The 23,570-nt window shown below is 41.3% G+C and carries 29 protein-coding genes and 1 riboswitch; of the genes, 14 read left to right on the top strand and 15 right to left on the bottom strand.

From position 1 onward, the window contains the following. Nucleotides 1–12: 12 nt before the first annotated feature. From SD427_RS14055 to SD427_RS14025, 7 genes are all read right to left on the bottom strand, one after another. Nucleotides 13–609, bottom strand: coding sequence for a Crp/Fnr family transcriptional regulator (locus tag SD427_RS14055; protein ID WP_320558432.1), 597 nt, complete (start codon nucleotides 607–609; stop codon nucleotides 13–15). Between the two features lie 233 nt (nucleotides 610–842). Then, a complete protein-coding gene (locus SD427_RS14050; RefSeq protein ID WP_320558431.1) occupies nucleotides 843–1,169 on the bottom strand; it encodes a barstar family protein in 327 nt (108 codons plus the stop codon). 94 nt (nucleotides 1,170–1,263) lie between these two features. Beyond that, a complete protein-coding gene (locus tag SD427_RS14045; protein WP_320558430.1) occupies nucleotides 1,264–1,761 on the bottom strand; it encodes a ribonuclease domain-containing protein in 498 nt (165 codons plus the stop codon). An 84-nt stretch (nucleotides 1,762–1,845) separates the two neighbouring features. Further along, nucleotides 1,846–2,640 carry an NAD(+) synthase gene (gene nadE / locus SD427_RS14040; RefSeq protein WP_320558429.1) on the bottom strand — a complete coding sequence of 265 codons (795 nt, stop codon included), beginning with the start codon at nucleotides 2,638–2,640 and terminating at the stop codon, nucleotides 1,846–1,848. Then, complete coding sequence (locus SD427_RS14035) at nucleotides 2,622–2,819, bottom strand: hypothetical protein (protein ID WP_320558428.1); 198 nt, start codon at nucleotides 2,817–2,819, stop codon at nucleotides 2,622–2,624. Before SD427_RS14035 ends, nadE begins: the two co-directional genes overlap by 19 nt. Nucleotides 2,820–2,851: 32 nt before the next feature. After that, nucleotides 2,852–3,019, bottom strand: a complete 168-nt coding sequence (locus tag SD427_RS14030) for a hypothetical protein (RefSeq protein WP_320558427.1) — start codon at nucleotides 3,017–3,019, stop codon at nucleotides 2,852–2,854. Further along, a complete protein-coding gene (locus tag SD427_RS14025; RefSeq protein ID WP_320558426.1) occupies nucleotides 3,009–3,671 on the bottom strand; it encodes a leucine-rich repeat domain-containing protein in 663 nt (220 codons plus the stop codon). Before SD427_RS14025 ends, SD427_RS14030 begins: the two co-directional genes overlap by 11 nt. A 54-nt stretch (nucleotides 3,672–3,725) precedes the next feature. Here SD427_RS14025 and SD427_RS14020 point away from each other — a divergent pair, with 54 nt between their 5' ends. The 8 genes from SD427_RS14020 (at nucleotide 3,726) to SD427_RS13985 (ending at nucleotide 10,190) form a co-directional block, all read left to right on the top strand. After that, on the top strand, nucleotides 3,726–4,709 hold the full coding sequence (locus SD427_RS14020) for a gliding motility protein GldB (protein ID WP_320558425.1): 984 nt from the start codon (nucleotides 3,726–3,728) through the stop codon (nucleotides 4,707–4,709). Nucleotides 4,710–4,803: 94 nt separating this feature from the next. Beyond that, nucleotides 4,804–5,130, top strand: coding sequence for a gliding motility protein GldC (gene gldC / locus SD427_RS14015; RefSeq protein ID WP_320558424.1), 327 nt, complete (start codon nucleotides 4,804–4,806; stop codon nucleotides 5,128–5,130). 121 nt (nucleotides 5,131–5,251) lie between these two features. Continuing rightward, nucleotides 5,252–6,391: a cystathionine gamma-synthase gene (locus SD427_RS14010; protein WP_320558423.1), complete on the top strand. Its 1,140-nt coding sequence runs from the start codon at nucleotides 5,252–5,254 to the stop codon at nucleotides 6,389–6,391. Between the two features lie 127 nt (nucleotides 6,392–6,518). Continuing rightward, nucleotides 6,519–7,022, top strand: a complete 504-nt coding sequence (locus SD427_RS14005) for a DinB family protein (protein ID WP_320558422.1) — start codon at nucleotides 6,519–6,521, stop codon at nucleotides 7,020–7,022. Next, complete coding sequence (locus SD427_RS14000) at nucleotides 7,019–7,465, top strand: hypothetical protein (protein WP_320558421.1); 447 nt, start codon at nucleotides 7,019–7,021, stop codon at nucleotides 7,463–7,465. Before SD427_RS14005 ends, SD427_RS14000 begins: the two co-directional genes overlap by 4 nt. Nucleotides 7,466–7,649: 184 nt before the next feature. Beyond that, nucleotides 7,650–7,979, top strand: a complete 330-nt coding sequence (locus tag SD427_RS13995) for a hypothetical protein (protein WP_320558420.1) — start codon at nucleotides 7,650–7,652, stop codon at nucleotides 7,977–7,979. Between the two features lie 56 nt (nucleotides 7,980–8,035). Then, entirely contained in the window at nucleotides 8,036–8,584 is a 549-nt protein-coding gene (locus tag SD427_RS13990; RefSeq protein ID WP_320558419.1) for an L-threonylcarbamoyladenylate synthase, read from the top strand. 184 nt (nucleotides 8,585–8,768) lie between these two features. Further along, the gene (locus tag SD427_RS13985; protein ID WP_320558418.1) at nucleotides 8,769–10,190 is read left to right on the top strand and encodes a CCA tRNA nucleotidyltransferase; all 1,422 of its coding nucleotides are present in this window, start codon (nucleotides 8,769–8,771) and stop codon (nucleotides 10,188–10,190) included. Nucleotides 10,191–10,381: 191 nt separating this feature from the next. Here SD427_RS13985 and SD427_RS13980 read toward each other — a convergent pair whose 3' ends face one another. The 5 genes from SD427_RS13980 to cdd all read right to left on the bottom strand — a co-directional run bounded on the left by SD427_RS13980 (nucleotide 10,382) and on the right by cdd (nucleotide 16,821). Next, entirely contained in the window at nucleotides 10,382–11,389 is a 1,008-nt protein-coding gene (locus tag SD427_RS13980) for a T9SS type A sorting domain-containing protein (protein WP_320558417.1), read from the bottom strand. Between the two features lie 29 nt (nucleotides 11,390–11,418). Further along, nucleotides 11,419–12,708 carry a DUF5074 domain-containing protein gene (locus tag SD427_RS13975; RefSeq protein WP_320558416.1) on the bottom strand — a complete coding sequence of 430 codons (1,290 nt, stop codon included), beginning with the start codon at nucleotides 12,706–12,708 and terminating at the stop codon, nucleotides 11,419–11,421. 23 nt (nucleotides 12,709–12,731) lie between these two features. Continuing rightward, nucleotides 12,732–13,856, bottom strand: coding sequence for a YncE family protein (locus SD427_RS13970; RefSeq protein WP_320558415.1), 1,125 nt, complete (start codon nucleotides 13,854–13,856; stop codon nucleotides 12,732–12,734). Between the two features lie 13 nt (nucleotides 13,857–13,869). After that, nucleotides 13,870–15,894 (bottom strand): TonB-dependent receptor, encoded by a 2,025-nt coding sequence (locus SD427_RS13965; RefSeq protein ID WP_320558414.1) that lies wholly within the window; start codon nucleotides 15,892–15,894, stop codon nucleotides 13,870–13,872. A 114-nt stretch (nucleotides 15,895–16,008) separates the two neighbouring features. Further along, nucleotides 16,009–16,144, bottom strand: a riboswitch (cobalamin riboswitch). 194 nt (nucleotides 16,145–16,338) lie between these two features. Further along, nucleotides 16,339–16,821: a cytidine deaminase gene (gene cdd / locus SD427_RS13960; RefSeq protein WP_320558413.1), complete on the bottom strand. Its 483-nt coding sequence runs from the start codon at nucleotides 16,819–16,821 to the stop codon at nucleotides 16,339–16,341. Nucleotides 16,822–16,923: 102 nt separating this feature from the next. On the opposite strand from cdd, the gene SD427_RS13955 reads away from it, so the two are divergent. From SD427_RS13955 to SD427_RS13945, 3 genes are read left to right on the top strand one after another with little or no spacing between them, the layout of a single operon-like run. Next, the gene (locus SD427_RS13955) at nucleotides 16,924–17,976 is read left to right on the top strand and encodes an NADH:flavin oxidoreductase/NADH oxidase (protein ID WP_320558412.1); all 1,053 of its coding nucleotides are present in this window, start codon (nucleotides 16,924–16,926) and stop codon (nucleotides 17,974–17,976) included. Between the two features lie 30 nt (nucleotides 17,977–18,006). Continuing rightward, nucleotides 18,007–18,291 (top strand): DUF2752 domain-containing protein, encoded by a 285-nt coding sequence (locus SD427_RS13950; RefSeq protein ID WP_320558411.1) that lies wholly within the window; start codon nucleotides 18,007–18,009, stop codon nucleotides 18,289–18,291. A 48-nt stretch (nucleotides 18,292–18,339) separates the two neighbouring features. Next, nucleotides 18,340–18,669, top strand: coding sequence for a CCC motif membrane protein (locus SD427_RS13945; RefSeq protein WP_320558410.1), 330 nt, complete (start codon nucleotides 18,340–18,342; stop codon nucleotides 18,667–18,669). A gap of 78 nt (nucleotides 18,670–18,747) precedes the next feature. Here the strand turns inward: SD427_RS13945 and SD427_RS13940 are convergent, their stop codons facing one another. The 3 genes from SD427_RS13940 to SD427_RS13930 form a co-directional block, all read right to left on the bottom strand. Next, nucleotides 18,748–20,295, bottom strand: coding sequence for an endonuclease (locus SD427_RS13940; protein WP_320558409.1), 1,548 nt, complete (start codon nucleotides 20,293–20,295; stop codon nucleotides 18,748–18,750). A gap of 179 nt (nucleotides 20,296–20,474) precedes the next feature. Next, nucleotides 20,475–21,002: a DUF4136 domain-containing protein gene (locus SD427_RS13935; protein ID WP_320558408.1), complete on the bottom strand. Its 528-nt coding sequence runs from the start codon at nucleotides 21,000–21,002 to the stop codon at nucleotides 20,475–20,477. Nucleotide 21,003: 1 nt separating this feature from the next. Continuing rightward, entirely contained in the window at nucleotides 21,004–21,186 is a 183-nt protein-coding gene (locus SD427_RS13930; RefSeq protein ID WP_320558407.1) for a DUF5522 domain-containing protein, read from the bottom strand. A 41-nt stretch (nucleotides 21,187–21,227) separates the two neighbouring features. Between SD427_RS13930 and SD427_RS13925 the strand changes: the two genes are divergently transcribed. Genes SD427_RS13925 through SD427_RS13915 form a run of 3 tightly spaced genes read left to right on the top strand, consistent with a single transcriptional unit; the run spans nucleotide 21,228 to nucleotide 23,540 of the window. Continuing rightward, nucleotides 21,228–21,554 carry a hypothetical protein gene (locus SD427_RS13925; RefSeq protein WP_320558406.1) on the top strand — a complete coding sequence of 109 codons (327 nt, stop codon included), beginning with the start codon at nucleotides 21,228–21,230 and terminating at the stop codon, nucleotides 21,552–21,554. Nucleotides 21,555–21,564: 10 nt separating this feature from the next. Continuing rightward, on the top strand, nucleotides 21,565–22,473 hold the full coding sequence (locus SD427_RS13920; RefSeq protein WP_320558405.1) for a 1-aminocyclopropane-1-carboxylate deaminase/D-cysteine desulfhydrase: 909 nt from the start codon (nucleotides 21,565–21,567) through the stop codon (nucleotides 22,471–22,473). An 8-nt stretch (nucleotides 22,474–22,481) separates the two neighbouring features. After that, on the top strand, nucleotides 22,482–23,540 hold the full coding sequence (locus tag SD427_RS13915) for a glucosaminidase domain-containing protein (protein ID WP_320558404.1): 1,059 nt from the start codon (nucleotides 22,482–22,484) through the stop codon (nucleotides 23,538–23,540). Nucleotides 23,541–23,570 lie beyond the last annotated feature (30 nt).

Below are 23,570 nucleotides of genomic sequence, written 5' to 3'. Positions count from 1 at the left end.
AGGGTTTTTCATTTAAATAAATATTTTAGTGCCGTCAATTTTCAGCATATCCTGCTTTTCCATCTTTTTAATGGTCCGGATTACCGTTTCTATCCTCATTCCGGTAAGCGAAGCCAGCTGTTGCCTGGTATAAGGAATGGGATAGGAAAACTTCTCTTTAAAACCGAAGTAATTCTTGATATGATTAAGAAGGAGATTAAGCTTGGCAAGCGGATCCTGAAAAGAAAACGGAGCGGCAATTATATATCTGTAATGCATCCGGTCTGCCGTATAGGAGTAGATATTAAAAAAGAGATCAGGCTTCTTCTGGAGCATCTTTATCAGCTTGTTTTTTTCCAGTCTTATAATCTCACAATCCGTAATCGCTATCGCGTTAACAGCATATTTTTTGTCATGAAAAAGATAGGTTTCTGCTATGCAGTGACCATCAAATGGTATTCCGTGGATAAACTCTTTACCATCTTCCAGAAAGCTGCTCAGCTTAACGGTCCCGGATTTTATTTGTAAATAATACTTTGGAGTGCTTTCTTCTTCAAAGATATATTCACCGGAAGTATAGTTTTGCAGTTCAGCGCCATGGGAAAACAAAAGGTTTTCGCAAATGATCATAAGCTAACAGTTATTGATTTTTGTTAAAATTAACAAAATAACGCCTTGTTTAAAAATTAAAAAATACCACATACATGCCTTAAAACTGCTGTAGCAAAGCGATTGGCTGTTATGGGAATACGATGATAAGTTCTCCCTGTTTTAATGAGTTTTTTACAAAGCCACAGGTAAAACAGAATAAAAAAATCCGCAGATTTCTCTGCGGACATCAGTCTTCTTCATATCTCTTAGGATTATTCTTCACTGCTGCTGTCTTCTGCATCGTCTTCATCATTATCACCGTCATCATACTGCTCAAGGAAATAAGTAAAAGTGAAATCTTCCGTTTCTTCTTCCGCATCTTCCAGTGTCGTAAGCAGGTCCTCAAAAGTTTCAAGCTGGTCAACCGTCATGTTTACGAACTCAAGGTGGAGCGGCATTTCCAATGCACCTGTAATAACATCGGATAAAGCATCCAGGTTGTCTCCGAAATGGGCGGGAAGTGTAATTTTTTCTTTTAACCGGGCATAAAAGTCTTCATCATCCCCAATATCAGTAAAATCTATATATATTGTTTTCATAATCTTATTCTTATTTTGTTTATTAACAGGTCCGGAAAAACATTCAGAAAAATCTGATTTAAAGCCCGGATATCTTGGTTCAATTACAAAGAATCTATTGCTTTTCAAAAGTCCTGTAATGATCTTTGGTCAGGTACACTTCACCTTTATCTGTGAAAACAATCCGGTCACCGTTCCGGTTTCCGCAGTGGTAATTGATATCAGCCTCATAATACAGTTCATCTTTTGGAAGGCTGCTCTCCCTGTTGCCGAAACGGTCTCCGCCGATGGCTCTTCCGGGCAGTACCTCACAAAGGTTACCTTTTGCAGGATCCCAGCCCCGGCTTCCGGCTTCATTTTTCGTCATGTAATACCCGGGCAGCTTATGGTTTTCCTTTACATAACGAATCACGGTTTTTTCTTCCGTTAACCGGTCAATCGGCTGTTGCACACCATGACCGTAATCTTTACCTGACGCTCCGTATTCAAAAATAGGATTTGCTTTTGAAACCGAAGGTGTATCCGCAATGAAATTTTTATAAATATACATCACAGACATCCCGAAAAGAAGTCCTAAACAGATGAAAAATACAGATCTTGTCTTACCGGTCATTATTTTAAAATTTAATTGGTATGGCGATTCTATTGTTTACAACGCATCGTTACAGTGTTAAACTGACAAATTGTTATATTAATTTTATCCTTTTCTCCATTCTTCGGGAACATCACAGATCGGAATCGGAACCATCTTATGTTTTGCAGCTTTGTGCATCCTGTCGAAAATCATGAACACCTCTTTATCCCGGCCTTCATAATCAGCAGCTGCTTTCGTTCCGTATTCTTTTTGGATTTTTTCCAGTTCAGGATAAGTGGCACCGATCTGGTCTTCATCTGTCCGTTCGGCATCCCAAAGACCGTCTGTCGGAATGGCTTTCTGTATGCTTTCAATCAGGTTCAGTGATCTTGCCAGTTCATATACTTCTGTTTTATAAAGATCGGCAATAGGCGAAACATCAACACCGCCGTCACCGTATTTCGTGTAAAACCCGATTCCGAAATCCTCTACTTTATTTCCTGTACCACAGACCAGAAGCCCGTGAAGCTGTCCGAAATAGTACAGGTTCAGCATTCTGAAACGGGACCTTGTATTGGCCATTGCCAGGTTTTTGTTGGGATTGTCTTCTGAATGTTCTGCAACAATGTTTTCAAAGCTTTCGAAAACCGGAGTAAGGTTAACGGTTTGCCCTTTTACATTCGGGAATCTCTTTTTCAGATCTTCTATGTGGTCCTGTGCCCGGCTGATCTGGTCTGCTTTCTGGCGGATCGGCATTTCCAGAAGAAGCACGTCAAGGCCTGTCATAGCGCAAAGCGTAGAAACCACTCCGGAATCCACTCCTCCCGAAACGCCCAATACATATCCTTTTGCATTGGCTTTTGTGGCATAATTTTTCAGCCAGTTGACAATATGGTCTGTTATTTTCTGTGTCTGCATTGTTTATATTTTAATCTTTTTATAAAGTTCCAATTTACATTCCAAAAATCTTCAGAGATAATTTTCACATCGTTTTTCGTACCGGAAACGAAAGTCTTTAGCTTATGGGAAGCCATATTTTCATAGCGTAAATCTGCATAGACAATATCCAGGTTCAGTTCTTTGAATCCTATATTCATCAGACGCTTTTGAGGCTTCTGCAGCATATCCTTCAGCCCGTATTCCGGCAGGAACCGATAGCTTCATTACAGAAATTTTTGTATCTGTTCGCTTCTGTACAGAATTTAAGTCTGCTCCAGCCAATGAGAAGTTTGTTTCGCCGTTCAGCACCGGTTTCTCCGGATTCTCTTAAGATCAGTCGTTCGATTTTAATTTCCATAGCCTGGCTTTATAGGAGCAGAAGATCCTGCAGGGGCAGCGACAGGGGTTTTTGCTCTTTTGATATCGGCTTCCTGCAGAGGATTGTTTTTGGTAACCAGTGTACGGAGTTCAGGATTCTGTGAAACATCCAGGGTTGCAATGCGGTTGTTCTCTACATTCAGTATAATAAGTTTTTTCAGCGGACGTACGTCAATAGAAGTAAGACCGTTCGATGAAACCGCCAGTTCATAGATTTCGGGAGTGTTTTTCAGGGAAACCTGGGAAAGTTTATTTCCGTTAAGATACAGTGAGGTTAAGCTTTTCAGGTTTTCTGCCTGAAAAGCTATCATATTGCAGGCTTCACAGGAAAACAGGCTGAGTTTATCCAGGTTTTTCAGGTTAACCGAAATAATGATTGCACCATCCAGGATAACCGTCTGTACATTTTTAAACAGATTAATGTCATCTGCCGACCGCACCTTTATTTTATTGGAGACAAAAAGGTTGATGACTTTATCCGCTTCAGGCTGGTCGATGGCCCCGTTTTTATTAAGATCAAATTTTTCTACAACAGTCTTTTCGAAAATTTTGTCTGAAAAAGTGAGTTTCTGGGCAGTGCCATACGAAACGGCAGAGAGAAAGAGGAGGGTAGGAAATATTTTGTTTTTCATCAATACATTATTTTTAAATCATTATTTTTGTACCCTTAAATTCCATGTAAAAATATGAAGATTTTCAGAATTATTGCACTTTCTTCAGGATTAGTTTTGAGTTTGAACGCCTGCAAAGAAGAATCCCGAGACCAATGGAACGTGGAAATAAAAACCCCTGCCGAAAAAGTGGCAGTCACCGATATTTCAGGCAAATTTTATGACCAAAACATTCCGATTGAGCAGTTTAAAGCTGAATTTCCGTGGTTTCAGGGAACCGTGAGCGATGCTGATTTCGGAAAGCGGAGAACCAATAACGAGGAAATTAAAATTTATAAGGAAGCCATCGGGAAAATAGACCAGAAAAGGCTTCAGACTGATCTTCATGATCTGTTTTCGCATATCAAATATTACTTTCCGCAGTTTAAGAGCCCGAAGGTATATTTGTTTTCTTCAGCTTTACAGATGGTTCAGGACCCTATTTTCTATGATGCCAAAGGAAATCTTCTGTTCATCGATATTACAGGTTTCATGGGAGATGGAAACCCAAATTATAAAGGGCTGGAAATGTACTTCCAGAAATCCATGAACCCGAACAACATCGTCCCGAAAGTAGCCCAGATTTTTGCGGAAGGCTTCGTAAAGGAATCCCCGGACCACCAGAAATTTATTGATATGATGATCCTCAACGGGAAGATCATGGTTCTTAAGGATGCTTTTCTGCCTGCTTATCCTGAATATCTGAAAATGAATTATACCCGAAAGCAGTATGAATGGGCAGCTTCCAACGAAGCCAACATCTGGAACTATTTTGTGGAAAACAACATCATTTTCGGGGATGACCACAGGCTGGAAGACCGGTTTATCGCCCCCGGCCCGTTTTCAAAATTTTATACCGATATAGACAATGAATCTTCACCGCAGGTCGGGATCTTTACCGGATGGCAGATCTGTAAAGCCTATCTTAATGAAAAACCGGATACTAAGCTGCAGGATTTCCTGAAGATGGATGCCACGATAATCTTTAACCAGTCCGGATATAAGCCGAAACTGAAATAAACAGATCAGGAAAGGAAGGGTTAAAGGTGTAAGTAAGATAAGGTTAAAAGTGAGGATTAACCGAAAAAATAAATTAGAAATAAATAGAAACGTTATGAGAAAAACTCAGATTACCATAGATGTAGAGCTTGATGAGAACCATATCCCGGAACATATCAGCTGGAATGCGCAGGACGGCGGGATTGAAAAGGAAGAAACAAAAGCCACCATGATTTCCGTTTGGGATGATAAAGCCATGGAAGCTTTAAGAATTGATCTCTGGACCAAGGAAATGCCGGTTGACCAGATGAAAATGTTTATCCACCAGATCATGGTTTCTCTTGGCAACACCTATCAGAGAGCAACAGGAGAGGAAGATGTAGCGCAGTGGATGGAAGAAATTGCGGAAGAATTTGCTGTTAAGTCGGCAATAAAAATGTAAGATGCGTCTGGTACTTAGCAACGGAAAATTGGCTTTTGCTAAAAACAGACATATATAATAAATCTTTTGGAACCAGCTGTAAGGCTAAATGCCAAAAGCAATAAGCTAAAAGCATACAATTATGAATTTTAATACAAAAGTGATACACGGAGGACAGCACCACGAACCGGCAACCGGTTCTGTAAATGTGCCTGTATTTTTAACCTCTACATTTGCACAGACAAGCCCGGGCGTTCATTCCGGTTACGAATATTCAAGAGCTGCAAACCCTACAAGACAGGCGCTGGAAGATTCTCTGGCAAGCATTGAAAACGGAGCGAGAGGACTGGCATTCGGATCCGGGCTTGCTGCCATCGACTGTGTCCTGAAATTACTTAATCCGGGTGATGAAGTAGTGGCCGTTGATGATTTATACGGAGGAACCTACAGGATGTTTACCAGGCTTTTCGAAAAATACCAGCTGAAATTCACATTCGTGAATTTTGATGATGTTTCTAAAATTGCTGATGTCATTACCGATAAAACTAAGCTGATCTGGGTAGAAACACCAACCAACCCGCTGATGAAACTGGTGGATATCAAAGCAGTTGTTGAAATTGCCAAAGGAAAAGATATCCTGGTTGCCGTTGACAATACTTTTGCCACACCGTATCTTCAGAGACCGATTGATATGGGTGCTGACATCGTGATGCATTCTGCCACGAAATATTTGGGGGGCCACTCTGATGTAATTGCCGGTGCTTTAATTGCTAAAGACGCGGAATTAGGAGAAAAGCTTCACTTCATCCAGTTTGCAAGCGGCGGTATTCTAGGGCCTCATGATTCTTATCTGGTATTGAGGGGAATCAAAACGTTGGCACTGAGGGTCCAGAGGCATTCTGAAAACGGAATGGCTGTTGCCAGATACCTGGAATCTCACCCGTCCGTTGATAAAGTAATTTATCCGGGCCTGGAATCCCATCCGCAATATGAACTGGCAAAAGCCCAGATGAAAGATTTCGGAGGCATGGTTTCCTTCACGTTCAAATCCGGCAAGCAGGAAGATGCCGTTAAATTTCTGGAACAGGTAAAAGTATTTACTTTAGCCGAATCACTGGGAGGCGTAGAATCCCTGGCCAATCACCCGGCGCTGATGACCCACGCTTCTATCCCTGCTGAAAAACGTGCTGAACTTGGGATTACGGATGATCTCGTACGTTTAAGCGTAGGGATCGAAGATGCGGAAGATCTGATTGCAGATCTGGAAAAAGCATTTTCTTAATTTAATTAAAATAAAAATCATGAGAAAAATGGATCTTTAATATCCATTTTCTCATGATCATTTTCACAGTCATTAATGCATCATGGCTCATCACATCATACCACATTATTTATAATACCATTCTAGAATGACTGATTTTGAAAAATACATACAGCGGTATTTAGACCTTATTCCGTCAGCAGACTGGCTGCAGGAACTGAAGAATACCGGAGAAAAGACCATTGAACTTTATTCCGGTCTTACTGAAGAACAGTCTCTTTTTGCTTATGCGGAAGGAAAATGGACATTGAAAGAGCTGCTCCTTCATTTATCAGATACGGAAAGAGTTTTCCAGTACAGGATTTTAGCCTTTGCAAGAGGTGATCAGAATGAACTGCCGGGTTTTGACGAGGAAATCTATGCTGAAAATTCCTTTGCCAACGAAAGAAGCTTAGGATCATTAGTAGAAGAATACCGGCTGGTCAGAAAATCCTCTCAGATTTTATTGGAAACATTACATCCTTCTGTAGCAAACAATGTAGGGACGGCCAACGGAAACCCACTGTCTGTTGAAACCATCGGGAAACTCATTGTGGGGCATAATGAACATCATTTGAATATGATTAATGAAAGATATCTGCCACAATTATGAGGAACCAGTCAAAAAACAAAGTAACTATTGTCGGTTTGTCAATTTTTATACTTTCTCTCTTCTTTAATGCTTTTACGGTGGAGGATATGGGGAAAATTAAAAATTATACGTCTTTCGAAGTTTTTTTAATCGGTCCGGTCAGCTTTTTAGGAGGCGCGGGAAAAGAATTTTTGGTATGGACGGCAAACATATGGTTCCTGATCTCTCTTTTCTGCGTTTTTAAAAAATACCATTTGGCTTCATTCATAACAGGGACAGTTGCCTTTGTTATTTCAGGGTCATTTATCTTTCTTGAAGAAATTTTAGCGGCTGAAAACGGGCGGATAGCGAGGATTTACAGTTTGGATGCCGGATATTTCTTATGGCTGGCTTCTATCCTGTTCATCACTCTTTCTGCAGGTTATTTACGCATAGTAAATAAAAAAGATGCGCACTCTGAATAATTTAGATTCCCGGAAAAGCATTCAGTTCAGAAATCTGATTTTTGATGAAAATAATTCTGATGTATCAGACCGGATATTGAGTTATCTTATATTTTCAGGCTTTGTTCTTGTATCTTTATTTCTGATACTGGATAATATAGTATCTAATGAGGTTTCCTTTTCTCTTATTTCCCCCTTTTTAATTATGATTATAGGATTGCGCGGAGTATACTGTCAGTTTACTGAGATAAATCTTAAGGAAATCACTACAGATATTCGGCCGGAGGAAATTAAAAGAAGGCTGATCAACTACAGCAAAAGAAAAAAGTACACCTTTTACCAGGCAACAGAACATTTGTTTTTTTTGAATGAACCTGCTTTCAAAGGATTTTCCGGCTATGACCAGACTACTTACATTTTTATCAATGAAGGGAAAGTTTTATATACTTTGCTTAAGGAAACGACAAGATTCAATACGCCTGTTTTATTTGCACAATATTTTAAAGCAAGAGATTTGAAAAGAATATTAAGATAAGCATTGAAGTAAAGAAATGAATATTAAAAGACTTTAATCAAAACATACATTATTACATGGAAAACATCATTAGCATATTAAAATCCGGAGGAACCATCCTTTACCCGACAGACACAATCTGGGGAATTGGCTGCGATGCCACGAATATTGAAGCCGTCAATAAAATATTTGACATCAAAAAAAGGGAGAAAAATAAATCCATGATCATTTTGGTTGAAACTGAAAAACGGTTGCAGGATCTGGTGGATGTGCCGGAAATGGCTTGGGAAATTATTGACCTGAGCGAAAAGCCGGTAACCATTGTCTATGAAAACCCCAGGGGGCTTCCCAAGGAATTGCTGGCAGAAGACGGGAGCATCGGGATCCGCCTGGTAAAAAATGATTTCTGTAAAAAGTTAATTACCAAGCTCAATAAGCCCTTGGTTTCCACTTCGGCGAATTTCAGCGGCGATAAAAGCCCTTTAAAGTTCTCGGATATTTCGTCTGAAATCATCAAGCTGGTAGATTATGCCGTAGAAGAAGGCCGTGAGAAAGTTTCTGAGTATTCAGGGTCTTCCGTTATAAAAATCTGGAGCGATAACAGAATAAAGGTTCTCCGGGAGTAAAGAAAAAGATTTTAATTATCTTTGCAGATCAATTGACCATTAAGAAGCCGGGAATTTTTAGTTTTAAACTATCCATCACCTGATTTCTTAGTGGTTTTGCATTAGATAATATTTAACAATGGAATAAATTTAATCCTGATTGTAATCTAATATCTGGTATCTAATATCTAACATCTTTAAAAAAATGTTCATTAATCTTAATCAGAATAAAAATCTTAAACTTTTCAAACTTATTTCTGAAGTGGCAGGCCGGAACAGCCAGTCTGTATATATTGTCGGCGGGTATGTCAGGGATCTGCTGATGAAAAGGAAAGCTTCCACCGATATTGATTTTGTTACGGAGCAGAGCGGAATTGAGCTTGCCCAGCATGTGGGAAGAGAAATTGATCCCGGTATGAAAGTTTCCGTTTTCAAAACCTATGGAACGGCTATGATCAGGTACAAAGACCTTGAGCTGGAATTTGTAGGGGCCCGGAAGGAAAGCTATACCGAAAACAGCCGGAAGCCGGAAGTGGAGGGCGGAACCATTGAAGACGATCAGAAAAGAAGGGATTTCACGATCAATGCAATGGCTATTTCCTTGAACCAGGTTAATTTCGGAGAACTGATTGACCCTTTTAACGGGATGGATGATTTGGAAAAAGGAATTTTGAAGACGCCGCTAGAACCTGCCCGGACGTATTCTGATGATCCTCTGAGAATGATGAGAGCCGTACGTTTCGCTTCTACATTACAGTTTGAGATTGAGGAAAATTCACTGGAAGCCATTAAACAGGAAGCGGAAAGGATCAAAATTGTTTCCATGGAACGGGTGATGGTGGAGTTTAATAAAATCATGCTTTCGGAGAAACCTTCAGCCGGATTAAAACTGATGGAGGAAACCGGGCTGATGAAATTGATCATTCCCGAGCTTATTGATCTGAAAGGCGTGGAAGAAGTAGAAGGGCAGACGCATAAAGATAATTTCTATCATACATTAGAAGTGGTGGATAATATTTCTGAACACACGGACCAACTGTGGCTGCGCTGGTCGGCTCTGCTGCATGACATCGGAAAAGCCCCGACGAAAAAATTTGTTGAAGGAACGGGCTGGACGTTCCACGGACATGAATTTTTAGGCTCCAAAATGGTCAGGACCCTTTTCCAGAGATTGAAACTTCCCTTAGGACCTGATATGAAATATGTCCAGAAAATGGTGAAGCTGTCTTCCCGGCCTATTGCTCTGGTTACCGATGATGCTTCGGATTCCGCATTAAGAAGGCTGCTGTTTGACGCCGGTGAAAACCTGGAAGACCTCTTTACGCTCTGCAAAGCAGATATCACCACAAAAAACTCAAGGAAACAGGAAAAATTCAAGAAGAACTTTGAATATGTGGCCGTTAAAATTAAGGAAGTTGAAGAAAAAGACCAGGTAAGGAATTTCCAGCCGCCGATTTCCGGAGAGGAAATCATGGCCATGTTTAACCTTAAGCCGGGACGCGAAATCGGGATTTTAAAGGAAAAAGTGAAAGAAGCTATTCTGGAAGGCGAAATAGAAAACGACAGTGAAAAAGCCAGGCATTTTGTAATTGCAGAAGCTGAAAAGTTAGGGTTGACTTTAGCATAAAATTACAGTTTAAAATAAATAATAAAGCAATGGATTGATCTGTTGCTTTTTTTGTTGAAATAAATCCGGGCGGTTTCTTCGAAACCGCCCGGAAAAAAACACAAATGATGAAAAAAAAATGATGTAAAACGGTGACTGTAGGATGATGCCCCGGAGATAATCCGGCAGGCCATACGTCACGTCACGTCACCTTATTTCGCTATGATCAGCTTCAGGTTCTGCTGTTCACCATCAGACCCGATCTGTACAATATAGTTTCCGTTCTGCAGATCGGAAATGTTCATTCTCTGATTTACCGTTTTACCCTGTTTTACCAGTGCACCGCTGATGCTGTAAATTTTTACGGCAACCTCCTTCTTCGCATTGATAATGATGAAATCGGAAGCCGGATTAGGATAGATACTTATTTTCCGGTCTGAAACTGTAGATTCAGCAGCTGATAATACCGCAGCTTCGTTAATCACGCCTACGGCATCAAGGTCAAACCCTGATGAACCAAAAGGCGTAGGGAAAGGATCTACCGCAACGTTTCCGAAGCTGTCAAAGGTCTTATAGCCGTCAGCATTGGTGCCCACCACATCAATGATTTTTATATGCGTGATTTTCGATTTATCCAGCAGCGGATTGTCAGGAAGGTCGCTCAGGTCAAAAGGGGTTCCGTAGCTCCCGATGTACTTTCCGGCAAAATTATTCAGGTATCTTGCATCCATCGTAGCAAATCCGGGTCCTCCGGCATCTGTGGAATTCTGGATATAATCAGCAGGGTATTCGTTATGGGAAGGGAAACGGAAAAAATTCACTCCGTCTGAGCTTACCTCTACGAAAGCCAGTTCCAGATAGGCTTTGCCTGAAGAACCGGAAACAAAACCGTTCTCAAAGATCGCAAAATCGAACCCGCTGCCGTTGACAATGGCTTTGGAGAAGGTAACGGTCCCCGTGCCCCCGTCTCCGAGGCTCACCACAGATCCGTTCGCAATTCCTGTTCCGTTTGCATCGGTCCCGGCATTGGCGTAGGTCCCGGCAGTTCCGTTGATCTGCTGAAGACCGCGTACCACAGTACAGCCGCTGGCCCACGATTTGAACAGCGGACTGTCCTTGGAAATGGCAGTTGTACCGGCTGTTCCAACCTGCGGTGCATAGCTCTGGGCCATTAAAAAAGAGGCGGACAGACAAAAAGCAGCTATTGATAATTTTTTCATAATAAATTCAGTTGATTTTCTGTCAGTACTTATTTAATGATAAATTTTTCGGTTTTCTGACTGTTTTTATCCGAAATATGGATCAGGTAAGTTCCTTTCTGAAGATCAGATACTATAATGCCATTCTGGTAAACCCCGGATTTTAAAATCCTTCCGGAGCTATCTGAAATTGTATACTGCGATGCATCTGCATTTTTCACGTAAAGGATATCGGATACCGGATTCGGATAGATAGAAACATCTTTGCCTTTGCTCTGCCTGTTTTCAGCTACGGCCAGGACTCCTGAAGAATAAACATTTTTATATACATTGTTTGCGCCGATGGTGGTCGTAAAACTGTTCAAAAGCGTTCCGGTTTGGTTATAGACCTTCACTGTGGAATTGGCCGTGAAGCCATTGGCATTGCCCTGGAAAATTTTTCCGTCGATAGTGGCAAAACCGTAAAAATCACCATAGGTTCCACTTGCAGGTGTCGTAAAGATCGGAGTGCTGCTGAATGAAGCCAAATCCGTATTCAAAGAATACACGCTGGTAGACCCGGCAATAAAAAGCTGATTTCCGTCTGATGTAAACTTAAGAGCGTCATAAGAGGATGGAGGGACTACCGAAGCATTAAATACGCTTCCTGTTACCGCATCGGTAGCAGTGCTGATTCTGTAAACCGTAGATCCTGTGCTCCCTGTACATAAAGCAAAAATATCATTTCCGCTTACCGTTAAAGATTGCAGCCCGTCAGTTAAAGTGATGGTTTTAATAATGGTATCGGTAGCAGGATCAATCACTTCTATGCTATTTCCTGCACGGTAGGAGGATTTGTTTACATACACCTTTCCGTTTACCGTGATGATTTCCTCAGGGTCTGCATTCAGAGGGATGCTGGTAATATAGGCCAGAGTAGCTGCATTGTGTACCGAAACGTATTGTGTGGCAGAGGTTCCCCAGTTGCTTGTATATATCTTTCCGTTTGCTATAGTGGTATACCTTGGCTGAACGACATTACTGGTAATGACAGCTGATTTTACAAAGCTTGACCTGTTAGCTACCACAACCTTGTTGGAGTTGTTTATAACCAGATAAGATTTGTCCCCATTGAAATAAATGGACTGTAAAATATCCCCCAGAGGCTCACCGTTATTGGCCAAGCCGTAAACGTTATTGGTGACGTTATTGTTGGCGTCAATGTAGGAAATCTCTGAAGTCGGACTTCCGTAATTGCCCTCATTCGATACGATGTATCCGTTGGAGTACTGGGCGGATGTAAGTACAAACCCTGCGGCAACAAAAGTTGCTTTTAACATGTTGGAATAAAACTGTTTCATATATTTAAATTTATTGTTTTGATTTATTTACGCAAAAAAGTAAGGTGTCCCGGTATATCACCTGTTTTTACTTTCCATTTCAGCTTCCCGAATTTACTGTAACAGAAAAGTTCTCCGGAAGAAGTATAATCTTTGGCATCACAGATAAAAACATCACTGTTTACAGGATTTACTGCAATGCTGTAAGGAATAACAATCCCGGTCTGTGTGCCGTCTGTAATGAAGCTGCTGCTGATCACCTGATAAGTATCTGTATCCAGGATTCCGTAGCTGCTGGCGGTTCCTGTGGAAGTCCATGCATAACTGAAATAATACAGCCTGTTTTCCACCATATCGAAATCGCTCAGCGGCATATTGATTTCTTTGATTATCTGGTCGGTGGCAGGGTCCAGTACGTAGGTTTTGGGAGGAATGCTGCCATAATTCCCGCGGGAGGTAATCCAGAGTTTCCCGGTATCGTCTTTCTTGATTTTGCTGAGGTTAACGGCTACCGCAATCTTCTTTATCTCAGTAAAAGTGTTCAGATCAATGACAGAAACCGTATTGTCATAATCAGGAGCGCTGTAGGCGCCGGAATTGGCCACATACAGTCTGTCGCCCACCACTTCCATCTGATCGGGCTGTTTTCCTACGAAGACTTTCCCGACAACCTGGAGGGTATTGACATCAACCTTCACTACGTAGCCCGGCTGTGAGCTTCCTACGGCACCTCCATAAGAGGTAATGTAGGCATAATCTTTATGGAAACTGATATACCTGCAGTTCTGTACACTGATTTCACCGATGTGCTTTGCGGTTTTGGCATCCATTACTTCCACATAATTGGAAAGGTTGATCACGGCATACAGCTTGTCCCTGTAGGTGTTGATATCATTTCCCACGTCGCCAAGGCTTCCGGCCACATTGGGATTCTGTGCGTTATAGTAGTTTTCGGTAAAGACCCCCGTGGAATAATCAAAAAAGTCAATAGAGGCTTTATTGCTGCCCATATTTCCTTCGTTCAGTACGTAGAGCCCTTTGATATCAATGTCTTCCGGCTCCTGTACGCCGGTATTGGTAGCGCCGTAATTGATGTAGTCATAATCTTCCCTACACGACTGAACGGTAAGAATTATAGAAAAAACCAGAAACAGACAGAACTTCTTCATTTTTTTCATTTGGTTAAAGCATTATTCTCAGGCTTACACGGTAATTTCTTCCCGGCATAGGATAATTCTGGATGACACTGTAATGCTGGTTCAGAAGGTTATTCACTTCAAGGCCTAGCCTGAATTTCCAGGTTTTCAGGTTAAACTCCCTGGTTCCGGAAATATCGCTGGTGTACCAGGGCTGTTCGTAATTTTTTGGAATATTTTCAGACATGTTGTACCGTTCGCCTACATAAATGAAGCTGTAGTTCAGCTGCCATTCTTTATAAGTAAGCCCCAGCAGCATGCTGCCGCTGTTTTTTGCTATGTAAGGGATCTGGTTCCTGTAATAGGATGTAATGCCGTTAGCCTGCGTAATATTCAGTGCCTGTGTATAAGTGTAGGTAAAGCGGCTGCTCAATAACAGGTTTTCCGCAATCAGCCAGATGGCCTGCGCGGATACATCGGCGCCTTTAATTTCCACTTCGCCCAGGTTTTCCATTGTCCATCGGAATTGCTGTCCTTTAGGGTAAGCGATAATCTTATCATGGACCTTATTGTAATAGGCATCCGCAATCAGGTTGATGTTCTTCAGGATTCCGGAACCGAAATCTTTATTAAAGGTAAAGCCCAGGTCATACTGATTGGTGAATTCAGGTCTCAGCTGCGAACTTCCGAGTTCCGTATAATAAAGATCATTGAAAGTAGGCATCCTGAAAATCCTTTTGTAAAAACCATGGATTTTAAAGTCTGATTGAAAAGGCTGGTAAGATGCAAATACCGTAGGCGTAAACTCAGAACGGTTCTGAGGCACCGAAAAAGTGGTGTTCTCTATCTTTTCCTGCACAAAAGTTCCGAGAATGCTTCCCTGCAGCTTAAATTTTTTCAGATCGAGCTGGGTAGCCAGTGCAATAAGCTCCGTATTCCGCTGCGGATAGGCAAACTGCCGCAAGTTCGCATCGAGTGTATTGTACTGGTAATCTGCCGAAAGGCTGATCTTCCAGAATTTGTAGGGGGAGTACTGGTGCGCCGTAGAAACATAAACTTCCTGCTGTTTGTAGGTATTGTCTATGAAAATAGGCGTGCCTTCCGGATTGTCATTGAAATAGTGTATGTAATCATCAGCAAATTTAGCATTCACCAGGAACTGGTATTTCGGGGAGATCTCTTTCTGAAAACTTCCCTGGACGAAAAAGTTTTTGTCCCACTGCCTGCTGGATTCGATATTCCTGTTCTTTACGACCGCTCCGGGAATTCCCCTTTCCGAATCGTAGTAGTAGGTTTTTAGTTTCCACGATCCGTTGGTTATTTTTCCGGAAATTCCGGCCTCTGCACGCAGGGCTTCAATATCGCCGCCCTTTCTGGTACCGTAGCTTTCCCAGCCCGGAGAGCCGTCCGGCAGTGCTACCTTCTGTCGGTATTTGTATTCTCCGTTTCCGGTAAGGTATTCCGTATTTAAAGAAAGGCTTACCGCATTGCTGATTTTCTGTTCAAACAGGACGGATGGATTGATCACTCCGAAAGACCCGGAGCGGTAATTGATATTTATATTGTTTTTTTTCGTTCCAGTGAAAATCGGTGTGCGGCTCTGAAGATAAATGGATCCGGAAGAGCCGAAGTCCCGTGCCGACTGGAAAATCTCGCTTTTCTGTCCGTTGTACAGCGAAATGGCTTCCAGGTTGTCAAGTGAAAACCTTCCCAGGTCCACGGTTCCGTTCTGGGCATTGCCAATAGGGATTCCGTCATAGAATACGCCTACATGCTGGGTCCCCATGGCACGGATATTTACCGTCTTCATCCCGCCGATCCCGCCGTAGTCCTTGATCTGTACGCCTGAGAAGTACCGTACGGCATCTGCCACGGAAGTACTGTTCAGTTTTTCCAGCTCTGTTCCGGAAAGTTTCTGGGAAGAGATGACCCCGGTTTCCTGGCGCTTCCTGTTGATGATAATATCCTGGATCATCCGGGTACCGATGCTGTCCTTTTCCCGTTTCTGTGAAAAAACGGATGCGGGTACACTGATCAGGAAAACTGTAAAAAAAGGCAGATATTTTCTCATTCAATTTTACTCAGCCATAAAAAAGCTTGCTGAATGATACATAGAAGGAAATCCCCTGACTTTGTTGATTACAAAGAGGTTAGTTACCGACTGTGCTTCACTCCACGAAAGCTTCATCAATATGTATATTCAACATGGTATCTGACTTGTAAATTCTTTTGGCGGAATTACTTACAGTAGCGGGTCTGTTCTGGATTTTCACCAAATTCCCATTGTTGAACAGCTGCAAATTTAAGGTTTTAATTAGGATTGGACAATGGGAACTATATAATTTTCAGGTGGGTTTTTTACAGATCGTTAAAAAAGACAGTAAGTATGCATTGTATCCGCCATATGATTTTCATTTGCATGAGGCATGCTGAGACTGGAAATCAGCATAAGCAGAATTCGTAAAAATCCTAAAACGGTTTAAGATTTTAAATGTAAAAGCAGGGTTTAGTTTTCCTAAAGGAATGTGGCATCAAAATAAAACGGAAGCAGATCCTTGATGGCATGAACTTTAACCACTTCCTCATTCATACTGGAAAAATAAAGGTCGATATTTTCGTTCTGTTTCGTTTCATATTCCATTAAGCTCTGCCTGCATGCTCCGCAGGGAGGAATGGGAGGGTTTTTTCCGTGAGGTTCTTTCGGGCCTCCGACTACAAAAATCTTTTTGATTTTCACGTCCGGGAAATTGGCCGCAATCCAGAACAGTGCAGTCCGCTCCGCACAGAGGCCGGAAGGATAAGCTGCGTTTTCCTGGTTATTTCCGGAATAGATTTCATTATTTTCCAGCATCACGGCACAGCCTACCAAAAAGTTTGAGTAAGGAGCGTAAGCATTTTCGCGGGCTTCCTTCGCTTTTTCAAATAATTTTTTCTCTATATCGTTCAGTTCACTGCTATTCTTAAAATATTCGTAACTGATCTGAGTTTCTTTTTTCATATATTGTAGAATAAAAAAGGGGGATAAATTTACTTCTTTTTGATGAGGTGGGCAATATGGCCCCGTCTTTGAAAATTTCACTTTTAAAATATTCAATTTAAAATGTTATACACTCCGATTAAGTTCAGAAACGTTGAACTGAAAAACCGTTGGGTCATGTCCCCGATGTGCATGTATTCCTGTGAAAACGGTCTTGCCGATGATTTTCATTTTGTACACTACGGCAGCAGGTCCCAGGGCGGGACAGGCCTTTTGATTGTAGAAGCCTCCGGTGTGGAGCCGCGCGGAAGAATCACCAACCACTGTATGGGAATCTGGAATGACGAGCAGGCAGAAAAGCTGCAGCGCATTGTGCAGTTCGTGCATCAGAATTCTGAAAGTAAAATAGGGATCCAGCTTTCCCATGCCGGAAGAAAAGGCTCTACCTGGAACAACGTCCAGATTCCTGTTGAAGAAGGCTGGGAAACCGTTGCGCCAAGCCCGGTTCCGTATCATCCGGATGAAAGGGTTCCTCATGTTTTAACATCCGGAGAAATCAAGGAACAGGTTCAGTATTTCAGAGCAGCAGCGGCAAGGGCTGTAAATGCAGGGTTTGATGTTATTGAAATCCATGCGGCACATGGTTACCTGATCCACCAGTTCCTGTCGCCGCTTTCCAATATCAGGACAGATGAATACGGCGGAAGCTTTGAAAACAGGATCCGGTTTCTGATAGAAATTGTAGATGCTGTTAATGAAGAGCTGGATGAAAATACAGCGTTATTTGTAAGGATTTCCGGAACCGAATATGCTGAAAATGGCTGGGATATCAAAGACAGTGGAGAACTGGCAAGAATATTGAAAAACCATGCGGTTGACCTGGTGGATGTTTCCAGCGGAGGCAATATCCACGGTGCTAAAATTCCTGTATATGAGGGATACCAGGTTCCGTTTTCTGCACAGGTGAAAAATGAGGTGCAGGTAAAAACCGGTGCAGTAGGATTGATCACAAAGACAGAGCAGGCAGAAGAAATTCTTCAGAAAGGCGATGCTGATTTGATTTTTATCGCAAGGGAGATTTTACGGAATCCTTATATGGCTATTCAGGGATCATTTGAAATGAAAGAAGACTGCTTTTTTCCACACCAGTATTTAAGAGCAAAAATTTCCTCTTAATTTGTTATATTTGGAAAGGAAAATAGTATAATGAAAATAGAAGATTTCATGCTGACCTGCCCGAGTAAAAAATTCTTAGGAATTGAATGTTTCGGCTGCGGTACCCAAAGGGCCCTTGTCATGGTATTCGAAGGCAGGTTTGGTGATGCTTTTCACATGTTTCCCGCCATATATACCTTATTGCTGTTTTTTGCAGCTGTGGTATTAAATTTTGTGGATACAAAAAGGAATTACGGTAATGTACTGGTTATGCTTGCCGGTATCAATGCGGTAATTATGGTCGTTTCTTATTTTTATAAACATCCTCTGATATAATTAAATTCAAAACAAAACAACACAACACAACATTTAAAATATTAAACTATGAATCAAAAGTTACCTAACGCAACAGGCGTTTTAATTTTAGGAATTGTCTCTCTTGTAACATGCTGCTGTTACGGGATTGTAGGCCTTATTGCTGCCATCATCGGTTTGGTTTTGGCTAATAAGGATATGGCCCTTTATAACCAGAATCCCGGACAGTATGATAATTACAGTAACCTGAAGACAGGACGGATCTTATGTATCATAGGGATTGTGCTGAACATCCTGTCGGTTATTTATTACATCTACATCATTTCTGCCATTGGTACAGATGCACTTTTAAACCCTGAGCTGCTTCAGGAAAGATTAAGAGATATGCAGGGACAGTAATTCCTTCATTTCCTTACAATTAAAAATCCTTCTTTCATATTGAAAGAAGGATTTTTGTTGCAGTTCAGAACTGATGATTTACTTAACAATAAATTTCAAAGCTTGGTCATCCAGTTTTAAAATATAAACTCCCTGCTCAAGGTTATTAGTCCTGATCAGGTTCCCGGTATTTTTAAAAGGCTGGTCAATGGTTTGAATTACCTTTCCCTGAAGATCATAAATTTCAGCTTTTTTAATATCCTGAACATTACCTTTTATAAAAATCTCCTGACCGGAAACCGGGTTCGGATAGATCTGCAGGTCTTTTTGGATCGTGTTTAAGCCGTTAACGGCCTGCCGGTTCGTTTTTGAAGTTCCCGTATAACAGGTCCAGCTCAGATTATCCAGGGCCACTCTGTTGCCTGTTGAAGTATTTTCAAGGGTTACGGATATATTTCCGGAAATATTGATATTGCTGATGGTTGTTGTCACTGCATTTGCAGAATAAGGGACCGTTCCTACCGTAGTGCCGTTTACTTTAACATTAAAAGTGCCGTTGCTTCCTGAAAACTTAAGCTGTGTGGTTACCGTTAATGATCCGATGCCGTTGCCTGAATTCCCTGACGTAAGTGAACCCGCCCTCACTGTAACGGCTTTCCCCGAAACCGTCTGATCCGTTCTGGCATCCGTTGCCGTCCATGAAACCGAATTATTTGTCCAGGTTCTTGTCATATAAGATGCCGGGCTTGTAGCAGGGATGGTTTCAAAATTCTCGTTGATACACGAGCCTGAAGCCGGAGGAGAAGGAGGTGTTGTTGTTCCGCCGCCTGTGGAAGAGCCGGAGCCCCAGATTAAACTGGCGTAATTCGGGTTGTCAATAAAAGGATTCCTGTTTTTCTGGTAGGCATATGACGCATTGTTCCGGTTGACCTCTGCCTGTGAAACCGGGTCCTGATTGTGCCAGGACAGCAGGACATTCAGCTCCCAGGTCTGTAACCCCGGGAATGCCGAGCCTCCGAGCATATTTCCGGAAGAAAAACCGGACAGTTTACTCTGGTATCGTGTTACAAAATAAAAAATCATTCTGGCGACATCGCCTTTAAACTCATCAATGGGTTCAAAAACCGTTCCCGCATATCCCGAAGAAGCCGAGTTCCCCAATTTTGATCCGTTCTTGGACGTAAATGTAGCGGTGGCTACTTTCCCGAAAGGGTAATTGGATCTCATTCCGTTCACTTTCCCGTCGGTAGCCCTTATAAAATGAATATCAGAAACCATAGGCGAGGATTCATTGAATAAGCTCTGCGGTACAATATGTTCACGGTTGTAGCAGTTGCCTTCTACGGAATACGTTCCGCATTGGTTGTTTATCAACGTAAATTTATAAGGGTCTGTTCCGGCTGGCTTTTCAGAATAGATGTCTAAGACAGAACCGTCATTTTCATAATTTTTATCAACATCCGTGGTTTTATAAGCAGTCCAGAGTCCGTTGTACCCTTTGTCGAGATGGCCGTTGGTGATAATATTGCTTAAGGCGGTTTTTAAAGGAGCTCCTGATAATCCGTTCGCCGCATTGTAATATCCTGCCGGGGCTTGTGCATTGGCCAGCATTGAAGCAAACGTTAAGATAAGTAATGGTTTTTTCATGTTAATATATATGTCTGGTAAGATTAATATAAATTTATGAATAAGAAATTACGGAATTATTAAATTTTACAGTTTCATAAATAATAGTATAAATGACTTGAATTTATTGACAGTATCTAAATAAAAAAGCCAATACAAACTGTATTGACTTTATATCTTGTGATTAATCGGATTACATTTTATTTTCTTTGCGGAGGATAATTTTTCATAATTTCCGCTACAATCTCAGGAATCTGCCTCTGTTTGGCTTTCGGGGAATCCACGGAAATCCCGCTTCCGATTCCCTGCCATACCAGTTTATTGGTTCTTGCATCTACCAGGTCAACAATAATGGCACCTTCATTATAATTGCTCGTCCAGGTTCTGTTCATGCCGATTCCCCATCCGAATGATCCGCCCCATCCCCACATACCGTAAGGGGAAGTAGAATTGATATCGGTTACTTTTTTGTGGTTTGCTTTAACATTGGCAATCAGATCCGGATTTTCTCCCGGCTGAAGTCCTTTTGTCTGGAGCTGTCTGGACAGTTCATTTAATACCCGGTCTTTATCAATATCGTTCAGCTTAAGATCGTCAATTCTTAACTTATAGGTTTTGTATGTATTAAAATTTGCCGTCTCCGCATAATCAGAACGTACATTGAACGGGCTGCAGGAAGTAAGGGTCAGGGTAGCCGAAGCTAACAGGAGAAAAATATATTTTTTCATTTTATCTAATTTTTTTATCGTTTTTAATGAATGTATCAGTCTTTTTATCGTATCCGTAAGGGCAGTGTTTACAGCCGCTTTTACAGCAATGGCCTCTTTTCAGATGAAACTTTTCCGTAAAAACCTTATATCCCTGCTCATTGTAGTAAAAGTCTTCGCCTTCTTTGATGTCAAAAAGTGCCATAAGTTAAATCGCTAAGTCAAAAAAACTTTATATTTGTTAGTATGATAATTGTATGCCAAAAATCGCTGAAAAGATTAAAAATCAACGGCATTGCCCTTTTTCCTTTTATCCTGATCTGCAACCCCGAAGATAAGAAAAATAAGGTATTGGTCAATCATGAAAAAATACATTTAAGGCAGCAGCTCGAAATGCTTATTATTTTCTTTTATATTTTTTATGTGGTGGAATATTATTACTGGGTTTTCAAACTGAAGGACAGCGATAAGGCTTACCGGAGGATTTCCTTTGAAAGGGAAGCTTATGCAAATGAGCATAACCTTGATTATCTTAAAAAAAGAAAGTTATGGAGTTTCAGGAAATATTTATAATCAATTAAAAATGCTGTTACCGATTCCGATACAAAAAATCCCTGTCCAGGAAATTCCCGTCCATCACAACATACAGTTGTTTATGAAGAGGGAAGATCTCGTCCATCCGCAGATTTCCGGTAACAAATACTGGAAACTGTTTTTTAACATTAATCAGTATGTAGCCTTAAATCCTGCAAAACCGTACATCATTACTTTTGGCGGTGCATTTTCCAATCATATTGCTGCCGTTTCTGCTGTCGGCAGCTTAGCCGGGATTCCAACTTTAGGCATTATAAGAGGAGAGGAGCTGCAGGAAAAATGGCGTGAGAACCCGACTTTGGTTTTCGCAAAAAGAAACGGGATGAACTTAAAATTCGTTACCCGTACGGAATACCGGCACAAAGAAAAATTAGCCGCTTTTCTGCAGCAGGAATTTCCTGAAGCTTTGATCATTCCCGAAGGCGGAACCAATGAAGACGCCGTAGCAGGCATAAAAATGATGCTGGATGAGCATACAAAAGATTTTGATTATCTTTGCACTGCAGTCGGGACAGGAGGAACGGTGGCCGGAATCTCAAAATATTGCGGGGAAGGCCAGCATGTCATAGGCTTTAAAGTCGTTAAGGATGATGCTCTGGATAACAGAATATCTGAATTGACACCACGGAAGAATATCAGTTTAATAGATTCAGCTTTCGGAGGTTACGGTAAAATAAAAGATGAAAACATCCGTTTTATCAATGATTTTAAAAAGCACTATGGGATTCCGCTGGAACCGGTATATACAGGAAAGATGATGCAGAAGGTTTTTGATCTGATAGAGAATGGCTATTTTCCTGAGAACAGCAAAGTGCTGTGCTTCCATACCGGAGGGTTACAGGGGATTGAAGGTGCCAACCTGCTGTTGGAAAAACAAAACAGAAGTTTAATTATATAAGTAAAAACATGAAAAGACTTTTCTCATTATTAAGCCTTTTAGTTTTATCAAAATTCTCTGCTCAGAACTGGGCCACTGAAGATCAGTACATCCAGAAATTTGCAAGGTATGCTGTAGAAGAGATGGAAAAATATAAGATTCCGGCTTCTATAACCCTTGCTCAGGGGCTTCTGGAAACCGGAGGCGGGCAGAGCCGTCTGGCACTGGAAGGTAAAAATCATTTCGGGATCAAATGCAAGGAAGACTGGACCGGAAAAACCATGAAGCACACAGATGATGCTCCCAATGAGTGTTTCCGCGTATATGATGATCCCAGACAGTCTTATGAAGACCATTCTGTGTTTCTTTCGACAAGAAAGTATTACGCCAACCTATTTAATCTGGATATGAAAGATTACCGCGCATGGGCAAACGGCCTTAAAAAAGCGGGCTATGCTACCAATCCCCGGTATGCTTCCATCCTGATCGGTAAAATTGAAAAGTATAAATTATATGAATTCGACAATACCAGTTCCCGAGAGGTCATGTATGCCGTTTTGAAAATGTATCCCAATCTTAAGGAGGACAGGGCATTTATGGCACAGCTGGAGCCTGAAAAATACACCAGGAAAGTAAAAACTCCGGTAACTGTTGAAGTTCCTTACAAGCAGACTTCCTATGCCCAGCAACAGAAAAGGGTAGAAAGGATTAAGAGCAAAGCGGAAGTCCTCAATACCATCCTGATTAAAAGCCATCCGAATGACGGATTAAAATACATTATTATTCCTGAAGATACCAATATCCAGTACATTGCCAAAAAATTCAAGATCAGCGAAAGCAAACTGATCAAATGGAACGAACTTGAAAATGATATGCTGCATAAAAATGACATCGTTTTTCTGGAATCTAAAAATTCTGACGGCAATACACCTACCTATAAAGCCGAATTTGGTGAAGATATGCATGATATCGCCCAGAAGTTCGGAATCAGATTAAATAAATTATACGCAAAAAACAGGATGGATGAAGGGCAGAAACCTTCTGCCGGCCAATTGATTTATCTGATTGATAAAAAACCAAGAAATTAATCTTTGTTGACCGTTCCTTTTATATCAGTT

Origin of the sequence: Chryseobacterium sp. JJR-5R (genome assembly GCF_034047335.1) — a bacterium.
GTDB lineage: Bacteria > Bacteroidota > Bacteroidia > Flavobacteriales > Weeksellaceae > Chryseobacterium.
The sequence above is the reverse complement of the archived record's forward strand: the minus strand, read 5'-3'. Positions and strand labels throughout refer to the sequence as shown.